Raw genomic sequence first — 24,617 nt, forward strand, 5'->3', positions numbered from 1 at the left:
TGCATGTTCAATTCCGAATCGGGTTACTGGGATGAGAAGCGCAGCCAAAGTCCCAAGCAAGCATTGGAGTATTTCGCGGACATCAACGAGCACACGCGGCTCCTTGGTATTCATGAGGGCCACACGCCTCGCGGCGTGAACGACCCAAAACCCACGCGCAAGGAGAAGCTCAAAGAACAGGAAATTGCACGGCCTTCCCTGTCTATCAGTCGGACGCTGTTTGATTTCAATGAGCATTTCATCGAGTTGAGCAACCTGGGTGAGAACACGCGGTCATTGGGATTTCTCTTGTTGATATTGCTTACGTTACCTGCGCTTTTTTTAGGAAGAGCAACTCTCGTTGATCTAATAAATGACCCTTTTCTTTCGGAAAATTGGCTCATTGCTGCGCTGGCTGGGGGAGGAATTGCTTTTCTCTCTTTCGGATTGCTATTTTTCTTTTGGAGATACTTTTTTTCTCCCGCCTTTTTCACCGCCCTTCGCGCCCGCTACCGCTTCAACCGCACCACCCGCAAGGTCTATGTGCTGCGCCCCAGGAAGTACGGCGGCAACGCCATCCTCGATTGGGACCGTGTCAAAGCCCATGTGCATTGGGCTCCACCCAAGTCCTGGACAGCCGAGCAACTGGCCAGCAGCGAAGAAGCTCGCCGCGAGCGCCGCCTGTCTGCCGGCATCGACAGCAACCTGCTTCTCTACTGGCCTCCCCTCGACCCCGCCGACTCCGAGCGCAAGGGCGAAGACCTGATCTGGGTCGGTCCGGGCGGCAGTGGTGAACCTCTGTGGCAGTACATCCGCACCTTCATGGAAGAAGGCATGGACGCCGTGCCCAAACCGGCGGAATACAACTGGCTGCGCAAAGGCTTCAGCAGCCCCGGCCAGCACATGGAAGAAACCGTGATGCATGGCTCCCTGGTGCGAGACAGGATCGTGGGCGAAGGCACATCGGCTGCCACCGCCACGAACTTCGGGTTGAACGTGTTGTGGGCGCCGTTGCACACCTTGGCCGAACGGTTGTGCTACTGGCCCACCTTCCCCGAAGAGTGGAACAGCGACTGCGGGCAGAGGCGGCGTGAGGATGGCATCGGGCCGGAGGAGCCACTGCGGTGGGAGGAAAAATCATGACATCAAAGCAAGCAGCTGTCCAACTTGCGATTGCGCAACCTGCGTTCGAGTATTTGCTCGACACGGGCTTGATCACGCAATCCGAATATCTGGAAGCAAAGAAAAGTTCCGAATGGAAGCGGCGCCGCGCGTTGCGAACGCCAGGCCAGGTATTCGGCTGGATGCTGTCGCGGCAGTTGATTCCCAGCGACAGCATCGGTCCACGCATCAACGCCTTTGAATACCGCCCCAGCGAATTGCAAAACGATCTGATGGGCAAAGTGCTCGATGAAGCTTGCGAACTCATTGGTGAAGGGGATGGTTCCATTGAGTTGAGTTTTGATCTTGCAATGTATGTGGCAGGCATGAGTGAAGGCGTAGACGAAGCAGCACTGCGCATCTTGCTCGAGCAAGAGATGATCCAACCAGAAGTTTTCGAGCGCGCTTGTTCAGAGTTGATTGCTCCGCCTGCGGCATTCGCCGCTGCCAGTTCACCGGCAGCGGCACTGGCTTGGCTGGTAGAGAGTGTCGCATTGCTGGAAGAAAAGGAGCTACATGCACTGATCGTTCGCATTCTTTCTGAACCGGAGTCCGCTTTGCAGGCTCAACGGGAATCCATCGTTACTGATGCGGCTCAGTTGGTTGAGTCTTTCAAGGCGCAGTTCTCTGAGGTCACCGGGAGGGCCATGTCTTTGCCAAAAATGGCGGAAGCAGTGTTTCGTGATCGCGTCACAGCTCTGATCTGGATTGGGGCGATTCTCTGGATAGGATGGAAACTGCTTCACCGTTAGCTACGGGGAGCAGGTGTTGCACTTCAGGTTTGAATCCGCCGGCTCAGAAGGAAGAAAAGAGATTGCTTCAATACGCTTACTACGGTCGAGCTGCGGCTGGTGTCGGAACGATTGGAACCGGTCTAGTCACGGCCTACAACTTGGAGAAAGTGCGCGTCGTCCTATGGTGCTCCCGGATCAACAGTGCGATGGGTCTCCTGGTATTTGTCGCAAGTGAAGTGATAGCTCGGCTGAAAGAAGGGGAGTGGGCCGAGTGGCTGCAGGCCGAGCCCTTCCGAAAGAGCGATAGCAGAGCAACCCCGCATCGCACCGAAGCGCTCATGCTCAGCGGTCTTGCCAATGCCATCGCAGATATGGACTGAGCGCAATGTTCAATTCAGAAGCCAGCTATTGGGATGAACGGCGCAGCGAGAGTTCGAAGCAGGCGTTGGAGTACTACGCGGATATAAATGAACGCACGAGGCTGTACGACAGTCATGAAGGGGCGCGGCCGCGCAATGTGAATGATCCCAAGCCCATACGAAGGGAAAAGCTCAAAGAACAGGAGATTGCACGGCCTTCCTTGTTCATCAGTCGCGCATTGCTTGATTTCAATGAACACTTCATCGAGCTGAGCAATGCTGGCGAGTACAAGCGGTCATTGACATTCATGATTGCGTTGCTTTTCGGGTCGTCAGTGGCACTACCAGCGTATCCAATCGGTCTGCTTCTTGCTGAGCAGGCGCCACATCCCCAGGATTGGTACATCGCATTGGCCATCCTTTTGGTTGTCTTTGCTTGCGCGACTGGGCTTGTTTGCTTTCTTGTGTGGCCTCACGTTATTGCCCCCGCCTTCTTCACCGCCCTTCGCGCCCGCTACCGCTTCAACCGGACCACCCGCAAGGTATACGTGCTTCGCCCGAAGAAATATGGCGGCAACGCCATCCTCGATTGGGACCGCGTCAAGGCGCATGTGAAATGGGCGCCGCCCAAGTCCTGGACGGTGGAGCAGTTGGCCAGCAGCGAAGAAGCTCGCCGCGAGCGCCGCCTGTCTGCCGGCATCGACAGCAACCTGCTTCTCTACTGGCCTCCCCTCGACCCCGCCGACTCCGAGCGCAAGGGCGAAGACCTGATCTGGGTCGGTCCGGGCGGCAGTGGTGAACCTCTGTGGCAGTACATCCGCACCTTCATGGAAGAAGGCATGGACGCCGTGCCCAAACCGGCGGAATACAACTGGCTGCGCAAAGGCTTTCACACGCCGGGCCAGCATATGGAAGAGACGGTGCTGGGCCCCTCGCGGGTGCTGGACCGCATCGGCGGGCGAGCGCCGGCGCGCGGCAGTTCGCTGATGACCGAAGTGAATTTCCTGACGAACGTGCTGTGGGCGCCCTTGCACTGCCTGAGCGAGCGGCTGTGCAAATGGCCCACCTTCCCCGAGGAATGGAACAGCGACTGCGGCCAGCGCCGGCGGGAGAACGGGATCGGACCGGAAGAGCCGCTGCGGTGGACAGCCCGTCTTTGAACTGTTCGGTCCGGAAGCGGGCGATCATAGAAACCCGGGTCGCCGAACAAGAGCTGTGGCTGCCTACTCTCCAGGTCTGCCCGAGCCGGTGGGCAACGCGATCGCTGGCGTAGGGCTCAAATTTGCAGGGCCGGTGATGGACGACACGGCCGAGCAGATCGAGGCGCAACTCAAGAGCGACCACCAGCACTCCAGCCTGAGCCTGGGCGAGACCGTCGTGCGCCTGAAGGCGGCCACGCGCCAGCACGAGGGCCTGGCCGATGCCGCCAGCATCGCCAAGGCGCAGGAAAGGGGCGCCGACCAGGACGCCGTGGCACAGCGGCTGGCCCGGCAGGCGTCCGACATCCAGGGCGAGGGCCAGGCCGATGCGGCGCAGCGGCGCTTTCCGGAACTGCAGCAGCCGCACCTGGTGCTGGCCAGCGCGGCAGGCCTGGCCGCCACCACGGCGCAGAGCCTGCACCTGCAGGGGGGCGAGCACGTCGCCCTGAGGAGCTTCCGAAGGCGCTCGCCAAAGGAGCGTTCGGCTTGCCGACGGGGGCGATGCCGGACACCGCAATACCGACCGACAAAGAGGCTCAGGCATTGGGCCTCACGGACTTCGACAACCTGGATCTCAAGGGCGTCATGCTCCCGCAGAAGTGGCTGCTCGTAGGCTACAAGGGTGGGATTCTTTCGATCCTCGCCGCAGCCAACGGCCGTGGCGACGTGGGCGATGCCGTGCGCGAATTCGCCAGCACGATCTACCACGAGGCCCGACACGCGCAGCAGTACTTCTGGATGTCGGCCCTGGTGCAGCAGCATCCGTTCGACTACGTGCATCTGCCCAACATTCACCTCGTCTGGGCCACCTTGATGCCGCCGAAGTACCACGCACTGGCAGCGAAGACCCCGTTACCCAATGAACCCAGCGCGCTGGTGGGCTTGCATCGCATGGTCATTGCCATGTACTACCAGTTGCTCTGCTACTTCGACAGCGCGAACAAGAAGAAGCCGGACCGACCGGGCTACCTGCCCGACGTCCTGCGAACCGAGATTCCCTTGGCAAGAAAGGCCGCCTATGAATTGCTTCAAGACGTGGGGTTGGGCGGCAAGCCCATCGATGTGGACCAGATGGCTACGGCAGAGCCGGGCAGCCTCGGCTATCGCATGCGACCCTGGGAGGAGGACAGCTTCGCTTGCGAAGAGGTGGTCAAACACCTTTGGAACGGTGCTCCTGGCGCTGCTCTGCCTCAACCCGGCTTCTGCACAAGATTGTTTGACATCGCCAGCAATTCAGTTCGGCAACCCACCCGAGGAAAAGAAAGTGATGGCACCCGCTGATAAGCAGAAGGCCTGGGAGGACTACCAGGCTCGCCAACGAGCGGCTCAGGCCGTCTACGACAGCTTCCGCTACACCGAGGCTCAGCGCGAACGGCTGATCGACTTCATCGGGGCAGCGATGAAGGTCATCCGTGGGGATGCGCCGTTCGAGGGCTTGGCTCGACTGCTTCCGATTTCGGATCGAAGGCCTGCCATCGTGAGTGGTGAAGCGTACCGCGGCGGCACTACCTTCGACTTTGACGCATGCTTTCTCAACCAGTGGACCGGCATCTACATGCTCGGCACGACGGATGACCAGGGCAAGGTCGAGCCGTATCACTTCCAGATCGAACTCAGTCCGCCGATGGACCTCGACCGGGAGCGTCTTGAGCAACTTTTGAATCTGAAGGTTGCGCCAGGATGGCTGCAGGATGGCGGCAATCTCTATCCCCCCGAAGTGATCATGCATCTGGGCATCGTGCGTCAGCCGGCCACCTTCGAGTACGACATCCTGAAGCCGGCCTACGCACCCTATCTGGTCAAGGTCAAACTCAGCTATATCAACCCTCGGGACAAAGACCCCTACACCGCAACGAGGATGGTCCGCCTCGAAATCCGCCGCAGATATCTCACTCCCGAGCAACTGCGCGAGCGCGATCAGAAGAAGTTCAGCGACATGCCCAGGACCGGCCAGCGGGTTCCCAAGGACGGCCGCTGGCTCGGCTTCTTTGCCGACGACGCACTGAATGCGGCCATCCCCATGCAGCGGCGCATCCACACCCTTGGCGATGACGGATGGTTCCCCGTCCTGAACGGGCAGGATCCTGATACCGGCCGCGTTGTGACACAGCCCGCCTGGTGGCAATGGGTCGGCCCCGATCCCATGGCCGAGGAAATCGAGCGGATGTTCGGCCCGAAGAAGAAGAGCTGACTTCGCTGCCGGCGCTACAGCAAAGCAGCCACCGGCCGAATGCGCATCGATTTGGCCTCGCCTGCAATGGAAAGGCCGCCTATGAATTGCTTCAAGACGTGGGGCTGGGCGGCAAGCCCATCGATGTGGACCCGATGGCCATGGCTGGATCGGGCAGCCTCGGCTACCCGAATGCGGCCCTGGGAAGAAGGCAGCTTCGCTTGCGAAAAGGTGGTCAAGCATCTGTGGAACGGCGCTCCTGGCGCCGCTCTGCCTCAACCCGGCCTCTGCACAAGATTGTTCGACGTCGCCACCACTCCGGTTGGCCGACCGTCAGGAGGAAAGGAAAGTCATGACACCCGCTGAGAAGGCCCAACGGCGTGCGGAAACCGAGGCAGAACTGCGCGGCGCCCAAGCCGTCTAGGACAACTTCCGATATGACGACATGCAGCGGGAGCGGCTGGTCGAATTCACTGCGGCGGCGATGAAGGTCATTCGAGGGGACGCTCCGTTCGAATTGAGCAGGTTAGAAATCCGCCGCGACTACCGCACCCCGACGCAACTGCGCAAGCGCGAGGCCGATCGCCCGTCACCGACGTCCATACATTGAGCGTGCCCTCCGGTCCGGCCTGCGCGGCCCCTTCGGCTCAGGACGCCTCCGGCGCCTCCGGCACGCCCGGCTCGCCGTCCATGATCTGGTACTTGCGCATCTTCTCCCACAGCACCTTGCGGCTGATGCCCAGGTGCTGGGCGGCGTCCTGGCGGCGCCAGTCGTTCACTTCGAGCGCCGCGATGATGCGGTTGCGTTCGGTGGCGTTCCAGCCGCGGCGCTCCAGCGGCGCGGCGGAGGGCACCTCCACCGGCCGCGCCAGCGCCAAGGCACGCTGGATCAGCGTCGGCTCCCAGCTCTTCGTCTGCCGCGCGATCACGCCCACCCGCTCGGCCAGGTTGCGCAGCTGGCGCACGTTGCCCGGGAAGGTGGCCGAGGCGATGGCGTCGGTCAGCCAGTGCGGCGCCTCACCCAGTTCCTGCAGCAGCGGCTCGCCCAGCACGCCGGTCAGCACGGCCTTGAAGAGGGCGATCTTGTCGGCCTCGCCGCGCTCCTCCAGGCTGGGGATGCGCAGCTCGATCACCGCCAGCCGGTAGAACAGGTCGGCGCGGAACTCGCCCGCGGCCACCATCTCGCGCAGGTTGCGGTTGGTGGCCGCCACCAGGCGGAAGTCCACCCGCAGCGGCGTGGCCGAGCCCAGACGGGTGACGGCGCCGTCCTCCAGCACCCGCAGCAGCTTGACCTGCTGGTAGCGCGGCAGGTCGCCGATCTCGTCCAGGAACAGCGTGCCGCCGGTGGCCTGCTCGAAGTAGCCGCGGTGCGCATGCACGGCGCCGGTGAAGGAGCCCTTGGCATGGCCGAAGAACAGCGACTCGAACAGGCCGTCGGGAATGGCGCCGCAGTTGACCGCGACGAAGGCACCCTTGCCATAGGTGGGATGGCCATGGTGCAGCAACTGCGCCACGCGTTCCTTGCCCACGCCGGTCTCGCCCTGCACCAGCACCGAATGGTCGCTGCCCGCGAAGGTGTTCACCTCGGCCAGCAGCGCCTTCATGGGCTCGGACAGGGCCACCAGTTCGCCCGGCGCTGGCGCCTCGGCCGCGCGGGCGCGCAGCTGGCGCACCAGCTTGGCGACCATGGTGCGCAGTTCGGCACAGGTGAAGTCGTAGGGCAGGACGTGCAGGTACTCGGGCGGGTAGTTGCGCGGATCGCGCTCGCGGGTGCTCGCGCCTACCCAGATCACCGGCATGCCCTGCAGCAGTTCGGTGGCATGCGGCAGGCCGCCGCCATCGATGGCGGTGACGCTCATCACGGCCAGCGACGGGCGCAGCGGCTGGTCGCGCTCGGGCAGGCTCATGAAGCGGTCGTCGGCGCGGATCACGTCCACGTCGAAGCTGGACATGCAGCGCGCCACCCGGTCCAGGATGTCGGCCTTGCCCTCCCAGACATAGAGGTCGAGTTCGTCGAAGGCGGGGGAGACGCTCATGATTTCCGGCGCATCAGTACACGAGCCGCGCACGACCGCAGCCCACCGAGATCAGCGAGACATCGGTCTGGCCGAGCGACACGCCGAGGACGTTGCCGAGCAGTGTGTTGAGGGCCTGGCTGAGCAGGTTGAGCACGGGCTGCAGGATGATCACGACCATCGACGTGACGCCATGCAAGGCGTTGGAGCTGCTGTTGAGCGTCGTGTTCTGGATGTAGCTGATGCGGCAGTTGCGTATGGCGCTGGGCACGATGGCCAGGGTGCATGTCAGGTCCGCCAGCGGGTCGAGGAGCACCGTTCCCAGCAGATTGCCCACCAGCTGAAGGGTGCCGCCGAGCACGCCAGTAAGACCGCCCGTCGCCACCCGGTCGCCCAGGGCCGCCATTGCACTGTCCGACCATCGCAGGTCGTTGGACACCTTGGAGATGCTGTTGCCAGCGCCGTTGTTGCCGGTGCCGACCAGGCTGGTGGCCAGGCTACCGCGTTGCGCGGGGCTCAGGCTCACGCCCTGACCGAGCAAGTCGCCCAGGATGCCGACGGTCACGGCGTCGGCAATGTTGCTGACCGACTGCGCCAGGTTCAGGCCGGGGCCCGTCAGCGTGGCTCGTGAACGTCCATCGTCAGGGCTGATCGGCTCTTGCAGCGTGGCTGGCATGGGCGCCTGCGAGGCCAGCACCGGCAGACCGACGCGCGATGTCAGCGGCAGCACGCCCACCACGTTCAGGATCTGGTGGCGGCGTACGCCGTCGAGGGTGTCGGGAAAGACGCCGCCGGTGTCCGGCGCGCATCGATTGGCCTGCGAGAAGAAGTGCGCAGGATCGCCGTCCTTCACCGAAGTCATGTCGTGGAAGCGGCCAAGGCACACGTTGACCTGCGACGAACTCACGTCGATGGTCGCGTTGCGTCGGGGCGCCTCACAGCTGATGCGGCTGAGTTCGCCCGTCGACTGGGCCAGCTCGATGATCACGGGCAGGTCGATGCCCGTGCCGAAGAGGTCGAGCACAGGGCCCACGAGTGGAGTGGCGCCGGTGTTGACCCGCAGATAGACCCGCACCTGCGCGCTGCGGGCGATGGTGCCGACGCCGCCGATGCCGATCTGGGGCGGTTCCACGATGCTGGCCTTGGCCTGGACCACGTTCAGCACACCCAGGTTGCCGATGTCGACGAGGTTGGCACCGTTGGCCACCGACACGCCGGCGGTCACCAGGCTGAGCAGGTCCACACCGGTGTCCAGCGCGGCGCGACCGGTCGTGTCCAGTCCGACCAGGATGCCCGGGCTCCCCTCTGCGCCGAACAGCGGCACGCGCGCCTGCAGGGCCTGAAGCGTCAGTCCTGCCCGCAGGCTGCGCAGCAGGCCGAGCTGCACATCTGCGGCGCTGCCCTGCTGGACCAGTGCATCGATGGAAGCGTCGAGCAGGCCGCCCAGCGTGAGGTTGGCCACCTGTGCCACGCCGCTGAGGGTGCCCACGTCCACGTCGCCTTCGACCGGCACGCCCAGCGCCTTGAGCAGGCCAGCCGGGGTGATGGTGGCGTTGGCAAGCCCGCGATAGCTCAACAGGTCGGTGGTGCCCAGGTTCAGGCCGACGGCCGAGAGCAGAGACGGAAGCAGGGTTCCGTCTTCCAGCCGCAGCAGACGCGAACCCACCGAGAAGGCGGCCGTTGGCGCATCCAGCGAGGCGACCGCTTCAGTGGCAACAGTCCGGCTGCCGCTGAAGAAGGGCAGCACGGCAGGAGCGTCCTGCTCCACGCGCACCATGAGCGCGTTGTAGTCGGTCGCGCCGGCGCGAAAGTGGCGAGACTCGGCATAGCTCGGGTCCCAGCGCCCGCATACCGGCGGTGCCAGCGTGATCTCCGGCGCGTTGGCACGCGCGTTGTCGATGGCCGCGGCCACGGCCCGGGCACACCGCTGTGCCGCGGTGTCCCCTTGTGGGGTCAGTTGCTGCGCGCCCGCCAGCGCGGCCAGATCCGCCACCTTCTGATATTCGCGCTTGGCAAAGAAGAGATAGCCGATCTGGATGCTGCCCAGTGCGATCACGATCAGGCTCAGCGCGATGACGGCCTGTACGGCCACCGAGCCGGTCTGCCGCCGCCGGCTCGTGGAGAAAGGAAGGGGGCACGTCGACATGCGGGGCTCAGCGAGGCGGCAATGCGACCACCGCCTGACTTGACAGTTGGTCGGGAACCCAGGCGGCCTGCGTCAGCAGCGGCACGGCAGGAAACACGCCACTGGTCGCGTAGGGGTAGTACACGGCAAGGGTGAGGGTGCTCGTGGGGGCGGCTTGTGCAATCTCGATGCGCACGGTGTCGGCGATCCAACGTCGCCGGGTCTCGGTGCTGCCGGACTGCGACAGTGGCGTGATGAGCGAACCCGCGAGCGAGTCGAGCATTGCGTTGCGGATCGCATCCAGGGCGGCGAGCCGCTCCGCTGCGCTGGCGCTGCCGAAGGCGGGCAGCACGCCCACCATGCGCGCACCGTCCTCGGTGGCACGTGAGAGAGCCTGGCGGGTGTAGAGCGCCAGACCGAAGGTCGTCAGGCCATAGAAGCAGAACAGCAGTGCCAGACACACCATCACGAATTCCAGTGCCGCCACGCCCTGTTGCGACGGCCGGCGGTGGCGGACGCGTCGCGAGCGCGCCGGACTTCCGTGGAGCCTGCCGCCGGTGCAAGCGCTTTTTGGCGTGGTTGGGCGGGTGCGCATCGGATCACCTTCGGCTCTGCCTGCGGTGAGCCTGCCTTTCAGAGCGGCCGGGCGGGCGCTCATAGGGCGCGTCCGTCCAGCAGCACCTGCGCCTGGCCGCGCAGGACGTCCGGCATCACCAGCCCGGCCAAGGGCGGGAGAACGCGATTGAGGCCCGATGCCTGCACGGTGACCTGGACACTGCAGCGGCCGGCGGCCGTGGCGTCGCAGAGCGGGCCTTGCGCCAACACGGTCGCACGCACCTCCGGTTCCACGGGCAACCAGCCGCGCGTCCGTGCCAGGGCGACCTCCTGGGCGTGAAGACGTCGCTGCTCCAGGGAGGGCTGATACCGGACGGCGGCCCGCGCCCCATCCTCCGCGGCGTTCTGCAACCCGAAGCGGAAGGTGAACACGATCGCGTAGCACACGATGGTGTAGATGAGCGCAAAGAACAGCAGGAACACCATCGCGTACTCCAGCGAGTACACGCCGCGCTGCACCCGCGCGGCGCGCGGCCGCGTGGCGTGTACGCGAGGGCTGCCCGTTCTCGGCATGTCGGTCGTCGTTCAGCGGGCGCCGCCGGTGGACGTGCCCGTGCCGGTGCCACCCTGGCGCACCGACACAGAGGAGCCGTACCGGTCGGGAATGGGGTGGTTGAAGCTGTTCAGGTAGCGCTCGTAGCTGCGATGCGCCACCTCGCCCGGGATGGGGCGCGGCGTGGCCGAAGCCATCGTGCCGCTACGCTGCAAGGCCAGCAGGCGCTGCGTGGCCGCGCCGACCGGCAGCGCAGGCTGGTCGGTGGCGGCGGCCGTCTCGTCCAGGGCCGCGCCGCTGCCGCCCGAGGGTGCGACCGACGGGGCAGGCACCGGCGCAGCCGTCACCGGCATCGGCGCGACCTGCACGGGCGTCACCTGCCGGCTGTCCGCCGAAGTCGATGCGGCGAGCGGCGCCGCCGAGATCTGGGCCCGGGCCGGTGCGGCCACGAGCAGGCCCAGGAGCAGCAGGGAAAGCGGGGTCGTCTTCGTCATGGCGTCCTTCCGGTGTCGGGGGCGTTGGGCGCGCGCTCGGCGGCGCTCGCGGTGGTGGCCGCGGCGGCCGGTGAAGCCGTCCGCGGCAGGCTGGCGCGGGTGGCGGTGCGCAGGGCCAGGCCGCCGGGCGCGAAGCCGGCCGGCAGGTCGGCGGTGGCCACGGGCGCGCCCCCGCCGGCCAGGTCGCGCCCCGCCTGGCGGATGGCCTCGCGGCTGGCCGGGGGCAGGCGCTGGGCGTCCATCAGCGCGCTCGCCTGATCGGTTCGGCCGCTCGCTTCCAGGTAGAGGGCCAGGTTGGCCTGCACCTGGGCTTGGTCGGGGCGCAGCTGGGCCGCCTGCATCAGCGGCACGCGGGCGGCGTCGATGCGGCCGGCGCGCAGCAAGGCATAGCCCAGGTCGCTCAGCAGCAGGCCGTCGGTGGGCGTGCTGCGGCGGGCTTGCTCCATCAGGCGCGCGGCCTCGGCGAAGTCGCCCTTGCCGCCCGCCAGCAGGCCCAGGCCGTGGTAGCCGGCCGCTTCGAGCGGCGTGCCCACCAGGCGCCGGTAGGCGGCCGCGCTGGCGGCGTCCTGCCCGGTCTGGCGCAGCGCATCGGCACGCAGGCGGGTCGAGGCCGGCGTCACGCCATGGCGCGCTTCCAGTGCGTCCACATGCGCCAGCGAGGCGAACCACAGGCCGTCCTGCTGCATGCGCTCGACCAGGCGCAGGTAGGTGCCCGCGCTGTCGATGGCGCCTGCGCCTTCGCCGGCCGGCACGGCATCGGCGGCAGCCTGTGCGTTCTGCCGCTCGCGCGCCGCGCCGGCGCCCGGGTAGTCCGACCGCGGCGTGCTGCCGCAAGCCGCGAGGCCCAGGCAGAGAAGGCTGAGGGCGATCACGGAAATCCTGTGCATGGGCGACTCCTTTCTCGTGAGGCGACAACAAGCGCCAGCATTGGCACCTGTCGAAGGGCCGCGGAGCAGGCCACGCCAGGGCACACCAGGAACTGGCTTTGCCAGGCCTGCGGGTGCGCCCCCCTCCAAGCCGAAGGCGCCAGAGAGGGGCTGAGGGCCGCGGCTCCAAGCCTGCCTGCGCAGGCTTGGACGTGCCCGAAGAGCAGCCGCCTCTGGCGGCCGCCCGGAGCCGCGAAGCGGCACGGGGGGTGTCATCTGGGATGTCATCTCATGCTCCCGACCGAACGGACGATCGCCAGGAAACCGGGGCCTGCGGTGACCACCAGCAGCGCCGGCAGCAGCGTGGTGACCATGATCACGGTCATCTTCACGGTGATGCGGCCGATGCGCTCCTTCATCTCCATGCGGCGGCGCTCGCGCAGCCGCTCGCTGAAGATGCGCAGCGGCTCCTGCACGGCGCCGCCGTGGCGGTCCACCTGCACCAGCAGCATCACCAGGCTGGCCAGGTCCTCGTTGGCATGCAGCGTGGCCAGGCGCTGCAGCGAATGCTCGCGGGTGCGGCCCTGGGCGTACTGCCGGTTGGCGATGCCCAGCTCGAAGCCCAGCACGCGCAGCACATGGTGGAAGTCGGTGGCCATGATCTGCAGGCTCTGGTCCAGACTCAGGCCCACGCCCTGCAGCAGGCGCAGCAGGTCGACGAAGAGCGGCAGCTCCTGCGCCACCTGCTTGCGGCGGTCGGCCGCGCGCCGCGCCAGCAGCCACTTGGGGCCTATGAAGCCGAGGGTGAAGCCGAAGGCCAGCCCGGCCATGGCCTTGGCCGGCGGCTGGCTGCCTGCCCACGCCATGTAGACCAGCATCGGCAGCAGCAGCGCCATGCCCATGCGCAGCAGCAGGAAGATGAGTTGAGCCCGCACGGCCGGAAAGCCGCACTGGTCGATCAGGCGCCGGTCCTCGCCGGCCACCAGTGCACGGCCCAGGCGCGTGTCCAGCCAATGCACGGGCAGGTCGCTGGCGCTGGGGGCGCCCAGGGGCGCATGCGCGCTGGGGTCTGCGGCCTGGCTCAGGCTGGCGCCGTGGGCCAGGGCGCGGTCCAGCGCGCGCTCGTGGCGCAGCCGGCGCAGCTCGGCGCTGATGAGCGCGGCGCCCAGCACCAGCAGGCCCAGGGCGAGCACCGCGACGCTGAGGGCGGCGAGCAGGGTGGGGCTGAGTTGCTGCGGCATCACAGCCTCGCCACCCGGTACAGCAGCACCGCGCCCAGCAGCTGCAGGCCCGCGCCGCCGAAGACCATCATGCGGCCCGTGCCGTCGTGCCACATGCGCAGGAAGTAGTCGGGGTTGTTGGCGACGATCAGCCCGCCCACGATGAGCGGCAGCAGGCCGAGGATCCAGGCCGACAGCCGGGTCTCGGCCGACAGCGCCTGCAGTTCCTGGTCGGCCTGCTCGCGGTCTCGGATGAAGTGCGCCAGCCGTTCCAGCAACAGGTCTGCCCGGCCGCCATAGCGCACGCCCAGCCCCAGCACGGCAGCCATCAGGTGCAGCTCCTGCACGCGCACGCTCTCGGCCGTCTGCGCCAGGGCGCGGTCCAGGTCGACGCCCGCGCGCACCAGGCCCGCGGTGCGCTCCAGGTAGGCCCGCAGCGGCTCGCGCGCACTCGGAATGGCCAGCTGGAAGGCCGCCTGCGTCGAGTTGCCCACCGTGATGAGCCGCACCATGGCATCGATGAAGCCCGGCAACTGCCCCACCAGGCGGCGGCGGAATTTCTGCACCCGCCACCAGAGGAAGAAGGCCGACAGCGGCAGCAGCACGGCCAGTGCCGCGACCACGCCGGGCGCCGAGGCCAGCAGGCCTGCCAGCGACACCAGGATCACCAGCGCCAGCGCGCCCAGGCCGAGCTGGGGCGCCGACACCGCGCCCTGCAGCCAGGGCGGCAGCAGCTCGTCGAGGCGGCCACGGCCGGACGGGCTGGCCACGGTAGCCGCCTCGGTCGTCGCGGCCCAGGGGTCGACCAGCGTGCCATCGGCGGGTGCGGCCGCCAGCGGCTGTGCACTGGCGGGCGTCGACAGCGGCGCCGGCCGTGCGCGCGGCACGGCGTCGCTGTCGGCCAGCCCGGCGAGCTGCTCGCCCAGGTGGCGCGCGGCGGCGGCCCGGCCCTGGCGCGAGGTCGCCCACTGCCACAGCAGCAGGCCGGCGGCGGCCAGCATCAGGGCCACGGCCGCCAGCAGCAGCAGGCCGATGCGCGGCGACTCAGCCACGGCGGCCCTCCGCCGCGCCCGGCGCGTTGCGGGCCAGGGTCTGGCGCAGCCGCGCGATCTTGGGCGAATGCGGCGCGATGCCCAGCGACACCCAGCGGTCGCGCTCCTCGCCATCGGGCCCGACCTGCGGCTCGTAGCGGTACAGCTCCTGCATGGCGACCACGTTGTCGTTCACGCCCGTCACCTCCGACAGCGACAGGATGCGCCGCTGCCCGCCCGAGAGCCGGCCGATCTGCACGATGAAGTCGATGGCGCTGGCGATCTGCCGGCGCAGGCTCACCTCGCTGCCCTGGTAGCCCGCGAAGCCCGCGAGCATCTCCAGCCGGTAGATGCATTCGCGCGGCGAGCTGGCGTGGATGGTGCCCATGGAGCCGTCGTGGCCGGTGTTCATGGCCTGCAGCATCTCGATCACCTCGGCGCCGCGCACCTCGCCCACGATGATGCGGTCGGGCCGCATGCGCAGGCTGTTGCGCAGCAGGTCGCGGATGGAGACCAGCCCCGCGCCGTCGAAGCCGCCCTGGCGGCTTTCGAGCCGCACCACGTGGGCGTTGGCCAGCGACAGCTCGGCCGTGTCCTCGATGGTGATGACGCGCTCGGTCTCGGGGATGAAGGTGGTCAGCGCATTGAGCAGCGATGTCTTGCCCGAGCTGGTGCCGCCCGAGACCAGGATGTTGCAGCGCGCCCGCACCGCCATCTCCAGCACCTGCGACATGCCGGCGTCGAAGGTGCCCAGCTTGACCAGCTCGGCCGGCGTGAGCGGGTCCTTGCGGAACTTGCGGATCGACACCGACATGCCGTCCAGCGCCAATGGCTCGATCACCGCGTTGATGCGGCCGCCGTCGGGCAGGCGTGCGTCGACCATGGGGTTCGACTCGTCCAGCCGCCGGCCCAGCGGCGCCAGGATGCGGCGCACGATGCGCAGCACATGCTCGTCGTCCGAGAAGCGGATCTGCTCGCGCGTGAGGATGCCGCGGCGCGAGACGTAGACGTTCTTGTGGCCGTTGATCAGCACGTCCTCGACGGCCGGGTCGTTCAGCAGGTCCTCCAGCGGGCCGAGGCCGGCCAGCTCCTTGGTGAGCGCATCGGCCACCAGCTGGATCTCGCGCTCGTTGATGGGCACGCGCTGCAGCCGCACGAAGCTGTCGAGCTCCAGCTCGACGAACTGCTGGATCGAGGCACGCGACCAGCGGCCGAACTCGGCGCCCAGCTCCTCGATGCGGGTGAGCAGGTGCTCGTGCGTCCAGTTCTTGATGTCCTGGAACTGCTGGGAGCCGACGAAGGCCTGGTCGTCGTCGGCGAACTGGATGTCGGGGGACATGGCGCTCAACCCTCTTTCTTCCACAGGCTGCCGATCTGCTTGCCCAATGCACGCCAGCGGGCCGGCGACGCGGCGGCGCTGCGCGGTGCGTTGGCGCCCGGGCCACCGCCGGGCAGCGATTCGCGCAGGCTGCGCGCCATCGCGGCCACCGCCTGGGTGTAGGCATCGCTGCGCGCGGTGCGCACCAGCATCTCGCCGCGGCTGGCGGCCGCGTTGAGCGTGGCGGCGCGCGCCGGCACCACATGGGCCAGCGGCAGTTCGAGCCGCGCCGCGATCTCGCGCGCCGAGAGCTCCACATGGCTGTCGAACTTGTTGACCACCAGCGCGAAGCCCTGCAGGTCCACGCCCTTGGCCTTCAGGTCCTTGAGCAGCGCGGCAGTGGAGACGATGGCGCCGATGCTCTGGTCGCACACCACCCACACGTGGTCGGCCTCGCGGGCGGTCTGGGCGATGAAGTCCACCGACGAGAAGCCGCCCAGGTCGGCCACCTGCAGGTCGAAGAAGTCGGCCAGCCGGCGGATCAGCTGGGCCGAGTCGGCATGCGAGATCTCGCGCACCTGCGCCAGGCTGGCGGGCAGCGGCAGCAGGGCCACGCCGCTGTCGTGGTGGGCCAGCGCGGTCTGCAGCAGCGTGGGGTCGATGCGGCGCAGGTTGCGCACGCCGTCCACGAAGCTGAACTCGCTGGGCGTGTCCAGGTAGAGCAGCGCATCGCGCGCCGGCAGGCCCAGGTCGAGCAGGGCGACGCCCCGGCGTTGGGTGGCCGCGGCGTTGCGCGGTGCGGCGCCCGGCGGGCCTCCCAGTTGCTCCTGCAGCAGCAGGGCCAGGCTGGTGGCGAGCGTGGTGGTGCCGACGCCGGCGCGTGCGCCCAGCAAGGCGATCGTGCCGCCGCGCACGGTGCGCTGCGTGGCGGCGCGCCGCTGCATCAGCGCGCGCAGCGTGACCTGCGCATCCTCGGCGGCGCCGGCCAGGTCGATGAAGTCGTCCACGCCAGCGCGCAGGGCGCCGAGCGTGGCGGCGGGGTCGGTGGCCAGGCCTGCGGCGGCCACCGGCAGCGCGGGCCAGTCCTGGCGCAGGCGCTGCAGCAGGGCGGCCGCGTCATCGGCCCCGCCGCCGCCGAAGTCGATCAGCACGGCCTGCGGCGCCAGCATGCCGATGCGCTCCTCGATGCCCGCGCCCGCGCGCAGGGGCACGACCACGCCCTGGCCCGCCAGCGCGTCGGTCATCCAGGCCACGCGTGCCGGGTCGGCGCACACGAACACATAGGTGGCGGTGCCAGCGTCGGGAAAGCGGTCGCGCGGGGCGTTCATGGCGCTGTCTTCGTTCACGAACGGCTCATCGCGAGAAGCCGGGCAGGCTCGTGCTGCCGGGCACGTTGCCGGTGAAGATCGAGCGCCACACCGGGCCGTCGCGCTGTTCGTTGGCGCCGGGCAGGTAGGGCGACAGGTCGGTGCCGCGGGCGATGGGCCGCACGAGGTGCGGCGTGACCACGATCACCAGCTCCTTCTCGCTCATCTGGTAGCGGTTCTGCTTGAAGAAGGTGCCCAGCACGGGAAGGTCGCCCAGCAGCGGCACCTTGTCGGCGTTGGAGCTGGTGCTGCGGCTGACCAGCCCGCCGATGATGAAGCTTTCGCCGTCGCCCAGCTCCACCGTGGTATCGGCGCGGCGCGTGGTGATGGCCGGCACCGGCACGCCATTGAGGCTCAGGGCGTTGGCATAGTCGAGGTCGCTGGCCTCGGGCGCCACCTTGAGCGCGATGCGGTCGTCGCCCAGCACCGTGGGCGTGAGCGTCAGGCCGATGCCGAAGGGCTTGTATTCGATGGAGGTGGTGCCGAGGCCCTGCGGCACCGGGATGGGCAGTTCGCCGCCCGACAGGAAGCTGGCGCTCTGCCCCGAGAGGGCCACCAGCGTGGGCTCGGCGAGCACCCGCGCCAGGCCGTTGCCTTCGAGGAAGCCCATGTTCACGCCGATGCCGGCGCGGCCGAAGTTGAACAGCAGGTTGAAGGCCTGCGACAGCGGGTTGTTGGCGTCGGTGGTGAGCGAGCCGTCGGTGTTGTAGGTGGTGCTCCTGAGCGAGGTGGGCGTGAACACGCCGAAGCTGAAGCCGTGCGAGTTGGCCCGCGTGCTGAAGATGTTGAGCCCGGCCTGCTTGAGCACGCTACGGTTGAACTCCACCACCTTCACGTCGACCTGCACGGTGTGGCTCCCGACCTGCACGCTGGAGCGGTCGGTCAGCGCGGCCTTTTCGGGGAAGGCGGCGAGGGCGGTCTCACGCGCCTGACGGTGCTCCGGCAGGCTTTCGCTGCGGCCTTCGAGCACGGCGGTGCGGCGCTGGACCTCGATGGCGTAGGTGCGGCCGGCAGCTTTGCCCTTCTCCCACACGATCAGCGAGGTGCCTCCTGCGGCCTTGCCGGTGATGACCAGCCGCGCCGCCGGCGAGCCTGGCGTGCGGCGGGCGATGGTGACGCCGGCCACCGACTCGTCGGCAATGGCGATGCGCTCCACCGCGCCGTCGAAGACCAGTTCCTTCTGGGTGCCCATGGTCAGCACCAGCCGGGCCGGGTCGGCGGCTGGCGTGAGCGCCAGGGCCGTGGGCGCGGCCGCGGGTGCGAGCAAGGCGACGGCCAGCACGGTGGGGATCGGAAGGCGGCGGGGACGCAGGCGCATGGTCGTGGTCGGTGAGGGGCGGGCGGTGGGCGGGGCCATGGCGCGATCAGTAGCGCACTGTCTCGCGACGGTCGCCGCGGATCACTTCCACCTCCAGGCCGGCCGGGGCGGGGCGTGTGCCCGAAGAGGCAGGAGCGGCGGCCACGGTCCGGCGCACGGCCCGGTTGCCGCCGTTGGCCAGGTCTTCCACGGCCAGGCCGGCCTGGGCGCGGTCGATGCCGTCCAGAGGTGCGCGGGCCGTGTCGCCGCGCGCGGCGGGCAGCGGCTGCAGCGCAGGCGGCAAGTCGGCGAACAGGCGCGGGTCGGGCTCGGCGGTGTCGGCCGGATTGCGCAGCGCCAGCAGCAGGCGGCCGCTGTTCTCGACCAGCACCAGCCGGTTCACGTCGGCCACGGGCACGGCCAGCACGGCGGTGCGGGCGGCTTCCACGCGCTGGCCGCCGGTGGATGCGCTGGTCGCGCTGTTGACGCGGCCGTTGCCGCCTTCCGCACGGCTGGCGTTGCCGTCGAGGGAGGCCTGCCCGAAGGCCAGCACGCGCAGGCGCGCGAGCAGCAGCCGCGCCTGGCTGCGCTCGATGTCGCGGCCATCGGCCTTGAGGGTGAAGAAGACATCCACGTAGTCGCCGGGCGTCACGCGGTTGCCGACGCCGATGACCTCGTCCACCTTGACGGCCACGGCGCGCTCGCCCTCGGCCAGCTTGAGGGCGAGGCCCGTGCTCAGCTGCGCTTCGAGCACCGGCGTGCCGGCGCCCAGGTCCAGCACCGGCACGCGGCCGGCCACGTCCGCCGTGTTGCGGAAGGCGCCGGCAGGGTCGATGGGCAACTGGGCCAGTTGCAGCGCGTCGGCGGGGATCGGCTGGCCGGCCGGCACGGCCTTGCTCGTCACCACCACCGCATAGGTGGCGGCGGGCGCGGCGGTAGGCGGGGCGCTTGCGGCGGGTGCCGCCGCCGTGCGGACGGGCGCCGGGTTGCGGCTCAGCAGCCACGCATACACCGCCAGCGCCACGGCCAGCAGCACGAGGAGAACGGCCAGGATCTTGGAGAAGCGGAGCATGGCGGGCGGTTCAGTTCGGATCGAAGGGGACGCGGCCGGCGTACGCCCGGCTCATTGCGGCACCCGCCATGCCAGCCACCCGAGGGTGGCCAGCGCCAGGTAGGCGGCGTAGGGAATCGGCCGGCGGGCGGAAGGCGATGCCGTGCCGTCCGCATCGCGGCCGGAGAGCGCCAGCATCAGCCGGGGAAAGAGGGGCCAGCGCCGAAGCACGAGCACGGCCATCGCATGGGCGAAGGCGAGCAGACTGCCGACGATGGCGATCGGCGCCAGCGGCGCCAGACCCACCCACAGGCCGAGCGCGGCGGCGAACTTGACGTCGCCGGCGCCCATGAGGCCCAGGGCGTAGAAGGGAAGCAGGACGGCGAAGGCCGCGCCCGAGCCCACGAGTGCCGCAGGCCAGTCCAGGCCCGGCAACGCGGCGCCGAACGCCAGCGAGAGCAAGGCGCCCACCACGCCGGCCAGGACCAGCAGGTTGGGCACCTTGCGCCAGCGGAGGTCGCAGAAGACCGCACCGGCGAGCCACAGCAGGAGGAGGGGCTGCATGGGCGAGGCGACGCGTTCTTGAGCAGCGGACCCTTCCAGGAGGCTCACGCGCCCGTTGTGGCGACAGTCTTGACCTTGGTGAAGATGGCTTCCAGCGTGGTCTGGACGGCGCCGTCGGTGCCGAAGATGGCGACCAGCATCAGGGCCATCAGCCCCGCGATGATCCCGTACTCGATGGCGGTGGCGCCTTCTTCATCACGCAGAAAACGAACGATTGCAGCTTTCATGGTTGACCTCGCAAAGTGGTAGCAGAACGACAGGGGCCCGAAGGCGAGTTCATGCTAGGTTCCGGTAACTTCCTGTATCAATAAGATGGAAGTATTCACATTTGCGAGGCCGTCCGAAGCCGTCACTGCGGGGGCTTCAGCCATCCGCCATCGGCTGCATCAGCCAAACGGATGAGGGCTGATTTTCAAGTTGTTGAAATCAAAAGAAAAATTTTCCCTGAATTGCAGCTGAATAGGATGCACCGAAAAGGTGCATTCCGGAAATCGCCCAGTTACGGCCGTGTCACGCGAGGCGTTACGTAACGCGCTTTTTGACATTCAGGCCACAAAGCAAGGGAAAACGTTGAATAGTTCACGCCCACGCCGTAGGGGTATTGGGCGTGGTCAGCTGCTGCTGGAAGGGGTGGACACAGCCGGTCGATGCAGACGGAACGCCGTGCGCCGAGCGCGGCGGGCGCATCGCGCCGCGGTGGGAGCGCCTGTGAGCAGCCCTCGCGGGCCGCGGCGGTCAGCCCAGGATGTCTTCGTGGAAGAGCTTCCAGCTATCCGGAGTGCGCACCCAGTACTGGCGGCGGGTGCGGCCGGTGCGTTCGCCGGCGACCACTTCGCCGAAGGTGGCGATCACCGCGTCGCGCTTGTCGTGCCACATCAGCACCGACGTGTCCTTGAGCTGGATGCTGCGGCCCTGGGCGGTGGCCAGTTCCTGGCGAAGCACGTTGTCGATGGGGACAGTGACCGGGCCTCGGCGACCGGCGCGCTGGTATTCGGTGGCGTAGAAGCTGCGCAGCCGCTCCTCGTTGCCGCCGCTGCGGGCCTGCAGCCAGGCGCTCAGCGCCGTCTCGAAGGGCTCGGCCAGCGTGCGCACCTTGGGCGGCGCCACCCAGTCCAGGCTGCGGGCGATCACGACCGGCGTGGCGCCCACCTGCACCTTGCGCAGGATCTGCTTGAGGTCGGGGTTGGACAGCACCACGCAGCCGTCGCTGGCCTGGGGTGGCCGCGAGAACTGCTCGGGCGGCGTGCCGTGCAGCCAGATGCCGCTGCCCGTGCGCCCCAGCATGTTGTCGTAGGGGTTCGGGTAGTTGATGGGCAGGGCGCCGGCGCCGTAGAAGTCCTTCAGCGTGCGCGGATCGAGGTTGCTGGTGACGTAGTACACGCCCAGCGGCGTGCGGGCGTCGCCTTCGACGAGCTTGTCCGTGCCGGCCTTGCCCACCGAGATGTAGTAGTCCGCGGCCAGTTGCAGGCCGTTGGCCGTGTTCTCCAGCAGGTACAGCCGCGAGCGGGAGGCGTCCACGGCAATGGCATAGCGGCTGCGTTGCGACAGCGCCAGGAACTGCGAGGGGACGGTGCCCGGCGGTGGCCGGTCGCGCAGGGCCTGCAGGCGGCGCCGCGATTCCTCGTGCAGCTCGGTCAGGGCAGGGTTGCCGCGCAGTCGGGCCAGGCTGGCCGCGTCCGCCAGGGCGGCGTTGGGCGGCACGCGGGTGGCCAGCAGGTCGCCGTACACCAGTTGCGCGAGCTGGAAGTTGGGGTAGGTCTTGACCAGCGCGCGGGCCTTGTCCAGCGCCTGCTGCGTTTCGCCGCGGCCGAATAGCTGGTAGACCTCGATCAGTTGGGCCTCTGCCGCACCCCCCGCCTGCAGGATGGGACCGGCGTCGTTGGGCGCGCTCGGCACCGCGGACGCGTTGGCGGGCTGTACCGTGCCCATGGCGGGCGGATGGGCCACCACGCGGCTGGTGGCGGCGGCAGTGGCCACCGTGGCCGCAGCGGCCGGAACAGCGGCGCGGGCTGCCGCCCGCACGGGCGTGCGCTCCGTGCGGCGAAGCGCCGTACGTCCTGCGGGGGCGGCTGCCGCGGCGCGGGAAGGCGCGGCGCGCGCAGCTTCCTTCTTGGAACGGGCGGCGGGCGCCGCGACGGACTTGGCGGGTGCCTTGCCCCGGGCGTGGCGCTCCGCGGGAGCGGCCTGTGCCGCCATCGGCAGGGATGCTGCGAGCAGGCCCGCGGCCCACAGCCAGGCCGTGGAGGGCTTCAGGGAACTGGAGCGGTCCGCCAAGATCGGGCGCCGTTGCGTGTCGCCGGCCTCAGCCGCCGACGGTTTCCTTCACGATGCGCCACTTGCCGTGCACACGCTGCATCTCCAGCGTCTTGCGGCTGCTGACGTTCAGGCGGTCGGCGCGATAGCGCTGGCGGAACTTGGCGGTGGCCTTGTCACCCTGTACCTCCACGTTCAGGCCTTCGACCTGGACGGTGATGCTGCTCTTGCCCACGATGCGGGCACGGCGCTCCTTCTCCCAGGCGGCGCGGCTGGCGCCGTCGGCTGGATCGAAGTTGGGGGCATAGGCGGCCAGGTAGCCGTCCATGTCCTGCTTGGACCAGGCGCTGGCCCAGGCATTGACGGCCGAGGCCACATCGGTCTGGGCGGCGCTGCTGGCATCCGGCTTGGCGGCGGGCGAGGGTTCGGCGGGCTTGGGCGCCGGGGCGGCAGCGGGCACAGGCGCCGGTGCCGGCACTGCCGCAGGAGCCGGTGCGGGCGTCGGTGCCGCAACCGGTGGCTTGGCGGGTGCGGGTGCCGGAGGCGCGGGGGCCGGCTCTGGGGCCTTGGCGATCACCGTGGGAGCCGGCGCGGGCGGTGCCTTCGCCACGACCGCCGGTGCAGGGGCGGGCGTCGGAGCGGCCGCGGGCGCTGCGGCCGGTGCCTTGGCCACCGTCGTCGGTGCGCCCTTGCCGGCCAGAAGGGCCGCGCTCGGCGTGGTGAACAGCGTGCGGATCACGGCCAGCTTGGGCTGCACGGCGGCGTTGCTCTTGTCGAGCTGCAGCGCCTTGCCATAGGCCTCGCTGGCGAGCCGGGCGTACACGTCGCCCAGGTTCTCGTAGGCCGTCGCGTAGCTGGAGTTGGTGCGGATGGCCCGCTCGAGCACGCCGCGGGCCTTGTCGAAGTCGCCCTGGCCGGCGTAGATCACGGCCAGATTGTTGTACGGCTCGGGCAGGTTGGGCGCGTCTCGGGTGAGCTGCTCGAAGATGGCGATGGCCTCGGGGCGGCGCCCGGCCTCGAGATTGGCCACGCCCTTGAGGAAGCGCATCTGCAGGTCCTGGGGCTTCTCGCGCAGGAACTTGTCGGCCTGGGCGAGGCCTTCGTCGAACTTGCGCTGCTGGATGAGCTGTTCGACGTTGTCGTACTCGTCCGCCCAGGCGGCCGCGAAGGGCAGGGCGCAGGCCAGCGCAACGGCCAGCAGACGCGACGGGATGCGGGAAGCGGATCGAGGCGGCTGGGCGGCTGCGGTCTTGGACATGCGGGCAGGGGCTCTATCGGAACCGGCGGATTGTAGTGTCGCCCTTCCACGCATTGTTTACTTTTATCCACACATGAACGCCCCTTTCCTGTTGCCATCCGCAACGGGAAAGGGACGTCGTGAGGAAGGCGGGCCCGCTCAGCGGGGCATGCGGGTCGGCGGCAGGGTGGTCACGGTTTCGCGGATGAGTCCGCCACCGAGCACGCTGCCGTCGATGGTGGTGTCGCCTTGACCGGTGACGCGCGCCTCGCAGGCCGCGCGGTCCACGCTGGTCTGGTGAAGCTGGCAGCGGGCCAGGGCGTTGCGGCGGTAGGTGTCGGCGTTGGCGCTGCTCAGGTTGCCCTGGCGGGCGGCCTGTGCGGCGGCGCCCGCCTCGCGGATGCAGGCGGCGCGGTCCTGCTGAATGTGGCCGCACATCGCGCGCTCCTGGCTGTACGTGCCGCTGTCGGCGGCTTGAGCGAAGGGGCTTGCGAACAGGGCCCCGGTGGCGAGGGCCAGTGCGAAGCCGGCGTGACGAAGGGTCTTCTTCATGGCGTTGCTCCTGGTGAGTGTTGACAGGAAAGGAATGGAATCAGCGTGCTGCGGAAGACGCCTTGACGGGAATCAAGGTCGGGGCGTGGCAGGCGCCGCGGGGATGGGCGTGACGGTTTCGCGGATGATCCCGCCGCCCATCACGCTGCCTTCGGTGGTGGTCGTTCCCGCACCGCTGCCGCGCACCCGCGCTTCGCAATCCGCGCGGTCGGCCGCGGGCTGAAGCTGGCAGCGCGCCATCGCGTTGGCACCGGCGTTGCCTTCCACAGGGGTGGTCAGTCCGCCGCGGCGGGCTTCCTCGCGCGCCGCGCCGGCCTCGCGGCGGCAGGCGGCGGAATCCTGGCGGCTGTCGCAGTCGGGAGCGGGCTGTGCCCAGGCCGTCCAGGCCGAGGCGGCCAGGACGACGGCGAGGCCGCCACGGAGCGCGGATTGGCGCCAGGCACGGGTGGAAAAGGTCATGGGCACATCCAGTCGCCCTGTGAGGGGCGTCGTTGTTCGATGCCCTGGACTATCGGCA

Annotated in this window: 24 protein-coding genes; 6 read left to right on the top strand and 18 right to left on the bottom strand. The window is 68.6% G+C overall.

Going from position 1 to position 24,617, the window contains the following annotated elements; translation table 11 throughout:
- Nucleotides 1-3: 3 nt before the first annotated feature.
- The 6 genes from ACT54X_RS11550 to ACT54X_RS11575 all read left to right on the top strand — a co-directional run bounded on the left by ACT54X_RS11550 (nucleotide 4) and on the right by ACT54X_RS11575 (nucleotide 5,623).
- Complete coding sequence (locus ACT54X_RS11550) at nucleotides 4-1,122, top strand: MFS transporter (protein WP_354322091.1); 1,119 nt, start codon at nucleotides 4-6, stop codon at nucleotides 1,120-1,122.
- Complete coding sequence (locus ACT54X_RS11555; RefSeq protein ID WP_476346622.1) at nucleotides 1,119-1,892, top strand: hypothetical protein; 774 nt, start codon at nucleotides 1,119-1,121, stop codon at nucleotides 1,890-1,892. The genes ACT54X_RS11550 and ACT54X_RS11555 overlap by 4 nt, the downstream gene beginning before the upstream one ends.
- 367 nt (nucleotides 1,893-2,259) lie before the next feature.
- A complete protein-coding gene (locus ACT54X_RS11560; RefSeq protein ID WP_354322093.1) occupies nucleotides 2,260-3,393 on the top strand; it encodes an MFS transporter in 1,134 nt (377 codons plus the stop codon).
- Between the two features lie 136 nt (nucleotides 3,394-3,529).
- On the top strand, nucleotides 3,530-4,045 hold the full coding sequence (locus ACT54X_RS11565; protein ID WP_476346624.1) for a DUF2345 domain-containing protein: 516 nt from the start codon (nucleotides 3,530-3,532) through the stop codon (nucleotides 4,043-4,045).
- A complete protein-coding gene (locus ACT54X_RS11570) occupies nucleotides 4,018-4,713 on the top strand; it encodes a hypothetical protein (RefSeq protein ID WP_476346626.1) in 696 nt (231 codons plus the stop codon). The genes ACT54X_RS11565 and ACT54X_RS11570 overlap by 28 nt, the downstream gene beginning before the upstream one ends.
- Nucleotides 4,700-5,623, top strand: a complete 924-nt coding sequence (locus ACT54X_RS11575) for a hypothetical protein (protein ID WP_294370744.1) — start codon at nucleotides 4,700-4,702, stop codon at nucleotides 5,621-5,623. Before ACT54X_RS11570 ends, ACT54X_RS11575 begins: the two co-directional genes overlap by 14 nt.
- Before the next feature lie 626 nt (nucleotides 5,624-6,249).
- On the opposite strand, the gene ACT54X_RS11580 is transcribed toward ACT54X_RS11575, so the two are convergent.
- The 18 genes from ACT54X_RS11580 to ACT54X_RS11665 all read right to left on the bottom strand — a co-directional run bounded on the left by ACT54X_RS11580 (nucleotide 6,250) and on the right by ACT54X_RS11665 (nucleotide 24,559).
- Complete coding sequence (locus tag ACT54X_RS11580; protein WP_354322096.1) at nucleotides 6,250-7,638, bottom strand: sigma-54 dependent transcriptional regulator; 1,389 nt, start codon at nucleotides 7,636-7,638, stop codon at nucleotides 6,250-6,252.
- A gap of 13 nt (nucleotides 7,639-7,651) precedes the next feature.
- A complete protein-coding gene (locus ACT54X_RS11585; protein WP_294370742.1) occupies nucleotides 7,652-9,763 on the bottom strand; it encodes a TadG family pilus assembly protein in 2,112 nt (703 codons plus the stop codon).
- Nucleotides 9,764-9,770: 7 nt separating this feature from the next.
- Nucleotides 9,771-10,229: a TadE family protein gene (locus ACT54X_RS11590; protein WP_294370740.1), complete on the bottom strand. Its 459-nt coding sequence runs from the start codon at nucleotides 10,227-10,229 to the stop codon at nucleotides 9,771-9,773.
- Nucleotides 10,230-10,396: 167 nt separating this feature from the next.
- Nucleotides 10,397-10,870, bottom strand: coding sequence for a TadE/TadG family type IV pilus assembly protein (locus ACT54X_RS11595; protein ID WP_294370738.1), 474 nt, complete (start codon nucleotides 10,868-10,870; stop codon nucleotides 10,397-10,399).
- Between the two features lie 12 nt (nucleotides 10,871-10,882).
- Nucleotides 10,883-11,344: a DUF3613 domain-containing protein gene (locus ACT54X_RS11600; protein WP_294370736.1), complete on the bottom strand. Its 462-nt coding sequence runs from the start codon at nucleotides 11,342-11,344 to the stop codon at nucleotides 10,883-10,885.
- Entirely contained in the window at nucleotides 11,341-12,231 is an 891-nt protein-coding gene (locus tag ACT54X_RS11605) for a tetratricopeptide repeat protein (protein ID WP_294370734.1), read from the bottom strand. The genes ACT54X_RS11600 and ACT54X_RS11605 overlap by 4 nt, the downstream gene beginning before the upstream one ends.
- 263 nt (nucleotides 12,232-12,494) lie before the next feature.
- Nucleotides 12,495-13,451, bottom strand: coding sequence for a type II secretion system F family protein (locus ACT54X_RS11610; RefSeq protein ID WP_476346630.1), 957 nt, complete (start codon nucleotides 13,449-13,451; stop codon nucleotides 12,495-12,497).
- Nucleotides 13,451-14,482, bottom strand: a complete 1,032-nt coding sequence (locus ACT54X_RS11615) for a type II secretion system F family protein (protein ID WP_476346632.1) — start codon at nucleotides 14,480-14,482, stop codon at nucleotides 13,451-13,453. The genes ACT54X_RS11610 and ACT54X_RS11615 overlap by 1 nt, the downstream gene beginning before the upstream one ends.
- Nucleotides 14,475-15,800: a TadA family conjugal transfer-associated ATPase gene (locus ACT54X_RS11620; RefSeq protein WP_354322102.1), complete on the bottom strand. Its 1,326-nt coding sequence runs from the start codon at nucleotides 15,798-15,800 to the stop codon at nucleotides 14,475-14,477. The genes ACT54X_RS11615 and ACT54X_RS11620 overlap by 8 nt, the downstream gene beginning before the upstream one ends.
- Before the next feature lie 5 nt (nucleotides 15,801-15,805).
- Nucleotides 15,806-17,125, bottom strand: a complete 1,320-nt coding sequence (locus tag ACT54X_RS11625) for a CpaE/TadZ family protein (protein WP_476346634.1) — start codon at nucleotides 17,123-17,125, stop codon at nucleotides 15,806-15,808.
- A gap of 7 nt (nucleotides 17,126-17,132) precedes the next feature.
- A complete protein-coding gene (locus tag ACT54X_RS11630) occupies nucleotides 17,133-18,503 on the bottom strand; it encodes a type II and III secretion system protein family protein (RefSeq protein WP_476346636.1) in 1,371 nt (456 codons plus the stop codon).
- 7 nt (nucleotides 18,504-18,510) lie between these two features.
- Nucleotides 18,511-19,515 carry a Flp pilus assembly protein CpaB gene (gene cpaB / locus ACT54X_RS11635; RefSeq protein WP_476346638.1) on the bottom strand — a complete coding sequence of 335 codons (1,005 nt, stop codon included), beginning with the start codon at nucleotides 19,513-19,515 and terminating at the stop codon, nucleotides 18,511-18,513.
- A 51-nt stretch (nucleotides 19,516-19,566) separates the two neighbouring features.
- Nucleotides 19,567-20,058: an A24 family peptidase gene (locus tag ACT54X_RS11640; protein WP_476346640.1), complete on the bottom strand. Its 492-nt coding sequence runs from the start codon at nucleotides 20,056-20,058 to the stop codon at nucleotides 19,567-19,569.
- A 44-nt stretch (nucleotides 20,059-20,102) separates the two neighbouring features.
- Nucleotides 20,103-20,285, bottom strand: a complete 183-nt coding sequence (locus tag ACT54X_RS11645) for a Flp family type IVb pilin (RefSeq protein ID WP_017759181.1) — start codon at nucleotides 20,283-20,285, stop codon at nucleotides 20,103-20,105.
- Nucleotides 20,286-20,793: 508 nt separating this feature from the next.
- The gene (locus tag ACT54X_RS11650) at nucleotides 20,794-22,332 is read right to left on the bottom strand and encodes a L,D-transpeptidase family protein (protein WP_476346642.1); all 1,539 of its coding nucleotides are present in this window, start codon (nucleotides 22,330-22,332) and stop codon (nucleotides 20,794-20,796) included.
- Nucleotides 22,333-22,360: 28 nt separating this feature from the next.
- Nucleotides 22,361-23,569, bottom strand: a complete 1,209-nt coding sequence (locus ACT54X_RS11655; RefSeq protein ID WP_294370717.1) for a nuclear transport factor 2 family protein — start codon at nucleotides 23,567-23,569, stop codon at nucleotides 22,361-22,363.
- Between the two features lie 138 nt (nucleotides 23,570-23,707).
- Nucleotides 23,708-24,100 (bottom strand): hypothetical protein, encoded by a 393-nt coding sequence (locus ACT54X_RS11660; RefSeq protein ID WP_017757397.1) that lies wholly within the window; start codon nucleotides 24,098-24,100, stop codon nucleotides 23,708-23,710.
- A 72-nt stretch (nucleotides 24,101-24,172) separates the two neighbouring features.
- Nucleotides 24,173-24,559: a hypothetical protein gene (locus ACT54X_RS11665; protein WP_294370714.1), complete on the bottom strand. Its 387-nt coding sequence runs from the start codon at nucleotides 24,557-24,559 to the stop codon at nucleotides 24,173-24,175.
- Nucleotides 24,560-24,617 lie beyond the last annotated feature (58 nt).

Source organism: Pseudacidovorax sp. DMC4 (genome assembly GCF_056314265.1).

What these genes read in the sequence shown, in the direction of transcription:
- ACT54X_RS11550 (WP_354322091.1), top strand. Translation starts at nt 4, where the DNA reads ATGTTCAATTCCGAATCGGGTTACTGGGATGAGAAGCGCAGCCAAAGT.
- ACT54X_RS11555 (WP_476346622.1), top strand. Translation starts at nt 1,119, where the DNA reads ATGACATCAAAGCAAGCAGCTGTCCAACTTGCGATTGCGCAACCTGCG.
- ACT54X_RS11560 (WP_354322093.1), top strand. Translation starts at nt 2,260, where the DNA reads ATGTTCAATTCAGAAGCCAGCTATTGGGATGAACGGCGCAGCGAGAGT.
- ACT54X_RS11565 (WP_476346624.1), top strand. Translation starts at nt 3,530, where the DNA reads ATGGACGACACGGCCGAGCAGATCGAGGCGCAACTCAAGAGCGACCAC.
- ACT54X_RS11570 (WP_476346626.1), top strand. Translation starts at nt 4,018, where the DNA reads ATGCTCCCGCAGAAGTGGCTGCTCGTAGGCTACAAGGGTGGGATTCTT.
- ACT54X_RS11575 (WP_294370744.1), top strand. Translation starts at nt 4,700, where the DNA reads ATGGCACCCGCTGATAAGCAGAAGGCCTGGGAGGACTACCAGGCTCGC.
- ACT54X_RS11580 (WP_354322096.1), bottom strand. Translation starts at nt 7,638, where the DNA reads ATGAGCGTCTCCCCCGCCTTCGACGAACTCGACCTCTATGTCTGGGAG.
- ACT54X_RS11585 (WP_294370742.1), bottom strand. Translation starts at nt 9,763, where the DNA reads ATGTCGACGTGCCCCCTTCCTTTCTCCACGAGCCGGCGGCGGCAGACC.
- ACT54X_RS11595 (WP_294370738.1), bottom strand. Translation starts at nt 10,870, where the DNA reads ATGCCGAGAACGGGCAGCCCTCGCGTACACGCCACGCGGCCGCGCGCC.
- ACT54X_RS11600 (WP_294370736.1), bottom strand. Translation starts at nt 11,344, where the DNA reads ATGACGAAGACGACCCCGCTTTCCCTGCTGCTCCTGGGCCTGCTCGTG.
- ACT54X_RS11605 (WP_294370734.1), bottom strand. Translation starts at nt 12,231, where the DNA reads ATGCACAGGATTTCCGTGATCGCCCTCAGCCTTCTCTGCCTGGGCCTC.
- ACT54X_RS11610 (WP_476346630.1), bottom strand. Translation starts at nt 13,451, where the DNA reads ATGCCGCAGCAACTCAGCCCCACCCTGCTCGCCGCCCTCAGCGTCGCG.
- ACT54X_RS11620 (WP_354322102.1), bottom strand. Translation starts at nt 15,800, where the DNA reads ATGTCCCCCGACATCCAGTTCGCCGACGACGACCAGGCCTTCGTCGGC.
- ACT54X_RS11630 (WP_476346636.1), bottom strand. Translation starts at nt 18,503, where the DNA reads ATGGCCCCGCCCACCGCCCGCCCCTCACCGACCACGACCATGCGCCTG.
- cpaB (WP_476346638.1), bottom strand. Translation starts at nt 19,515, where the DNA reads ATGCTCCGCTTCTCCAAGATCCTGGCCGTTCTCCTCGTGCTGCTGGCC.
- ACT54X_RS11640 (WP_476346640.1), bottom strand. Translation starts at nt 20,058, where the DNA reads ATGCAGCCCCTCCTCCTGCTGTGGCTCGCCGGTGCGGTCTTCTGCGAC.
- ACT54X_RS11645 (WP_017759181.1), bottom strand. Translation starts at nt 20,285, where the DNA reads ATGAAAGCTGCAATCGTTCGTTTTCTGCGTGATGAAGAAGGCGCCACC.
- ACT54X_RS11655 (WP_294370717.1), bottom strand. Translation starts at nt 23,569, where the DNA reads ATGTCCAAGACCGCAGCCGCCCAGCCGCCTCGATCCGCTTCCCGCATC.
- ACT54X_RS11660 (WP_017757397.1), bottom strand. Translation starts at nt 24,100, where the DNA reads ATGAAGAAGACCCTTCGTCACGCCGGCTTCGCACTGGCCCTCGCCACC.
- ACT54X_RS11665 (WP_294370714.1), bottom strand. Translation starts at nt 24,559, where the DNA reads ATGACCTTTTCCACCCGTGCCTGGCGCCAATCCGCGCTCCGTGGCGGC.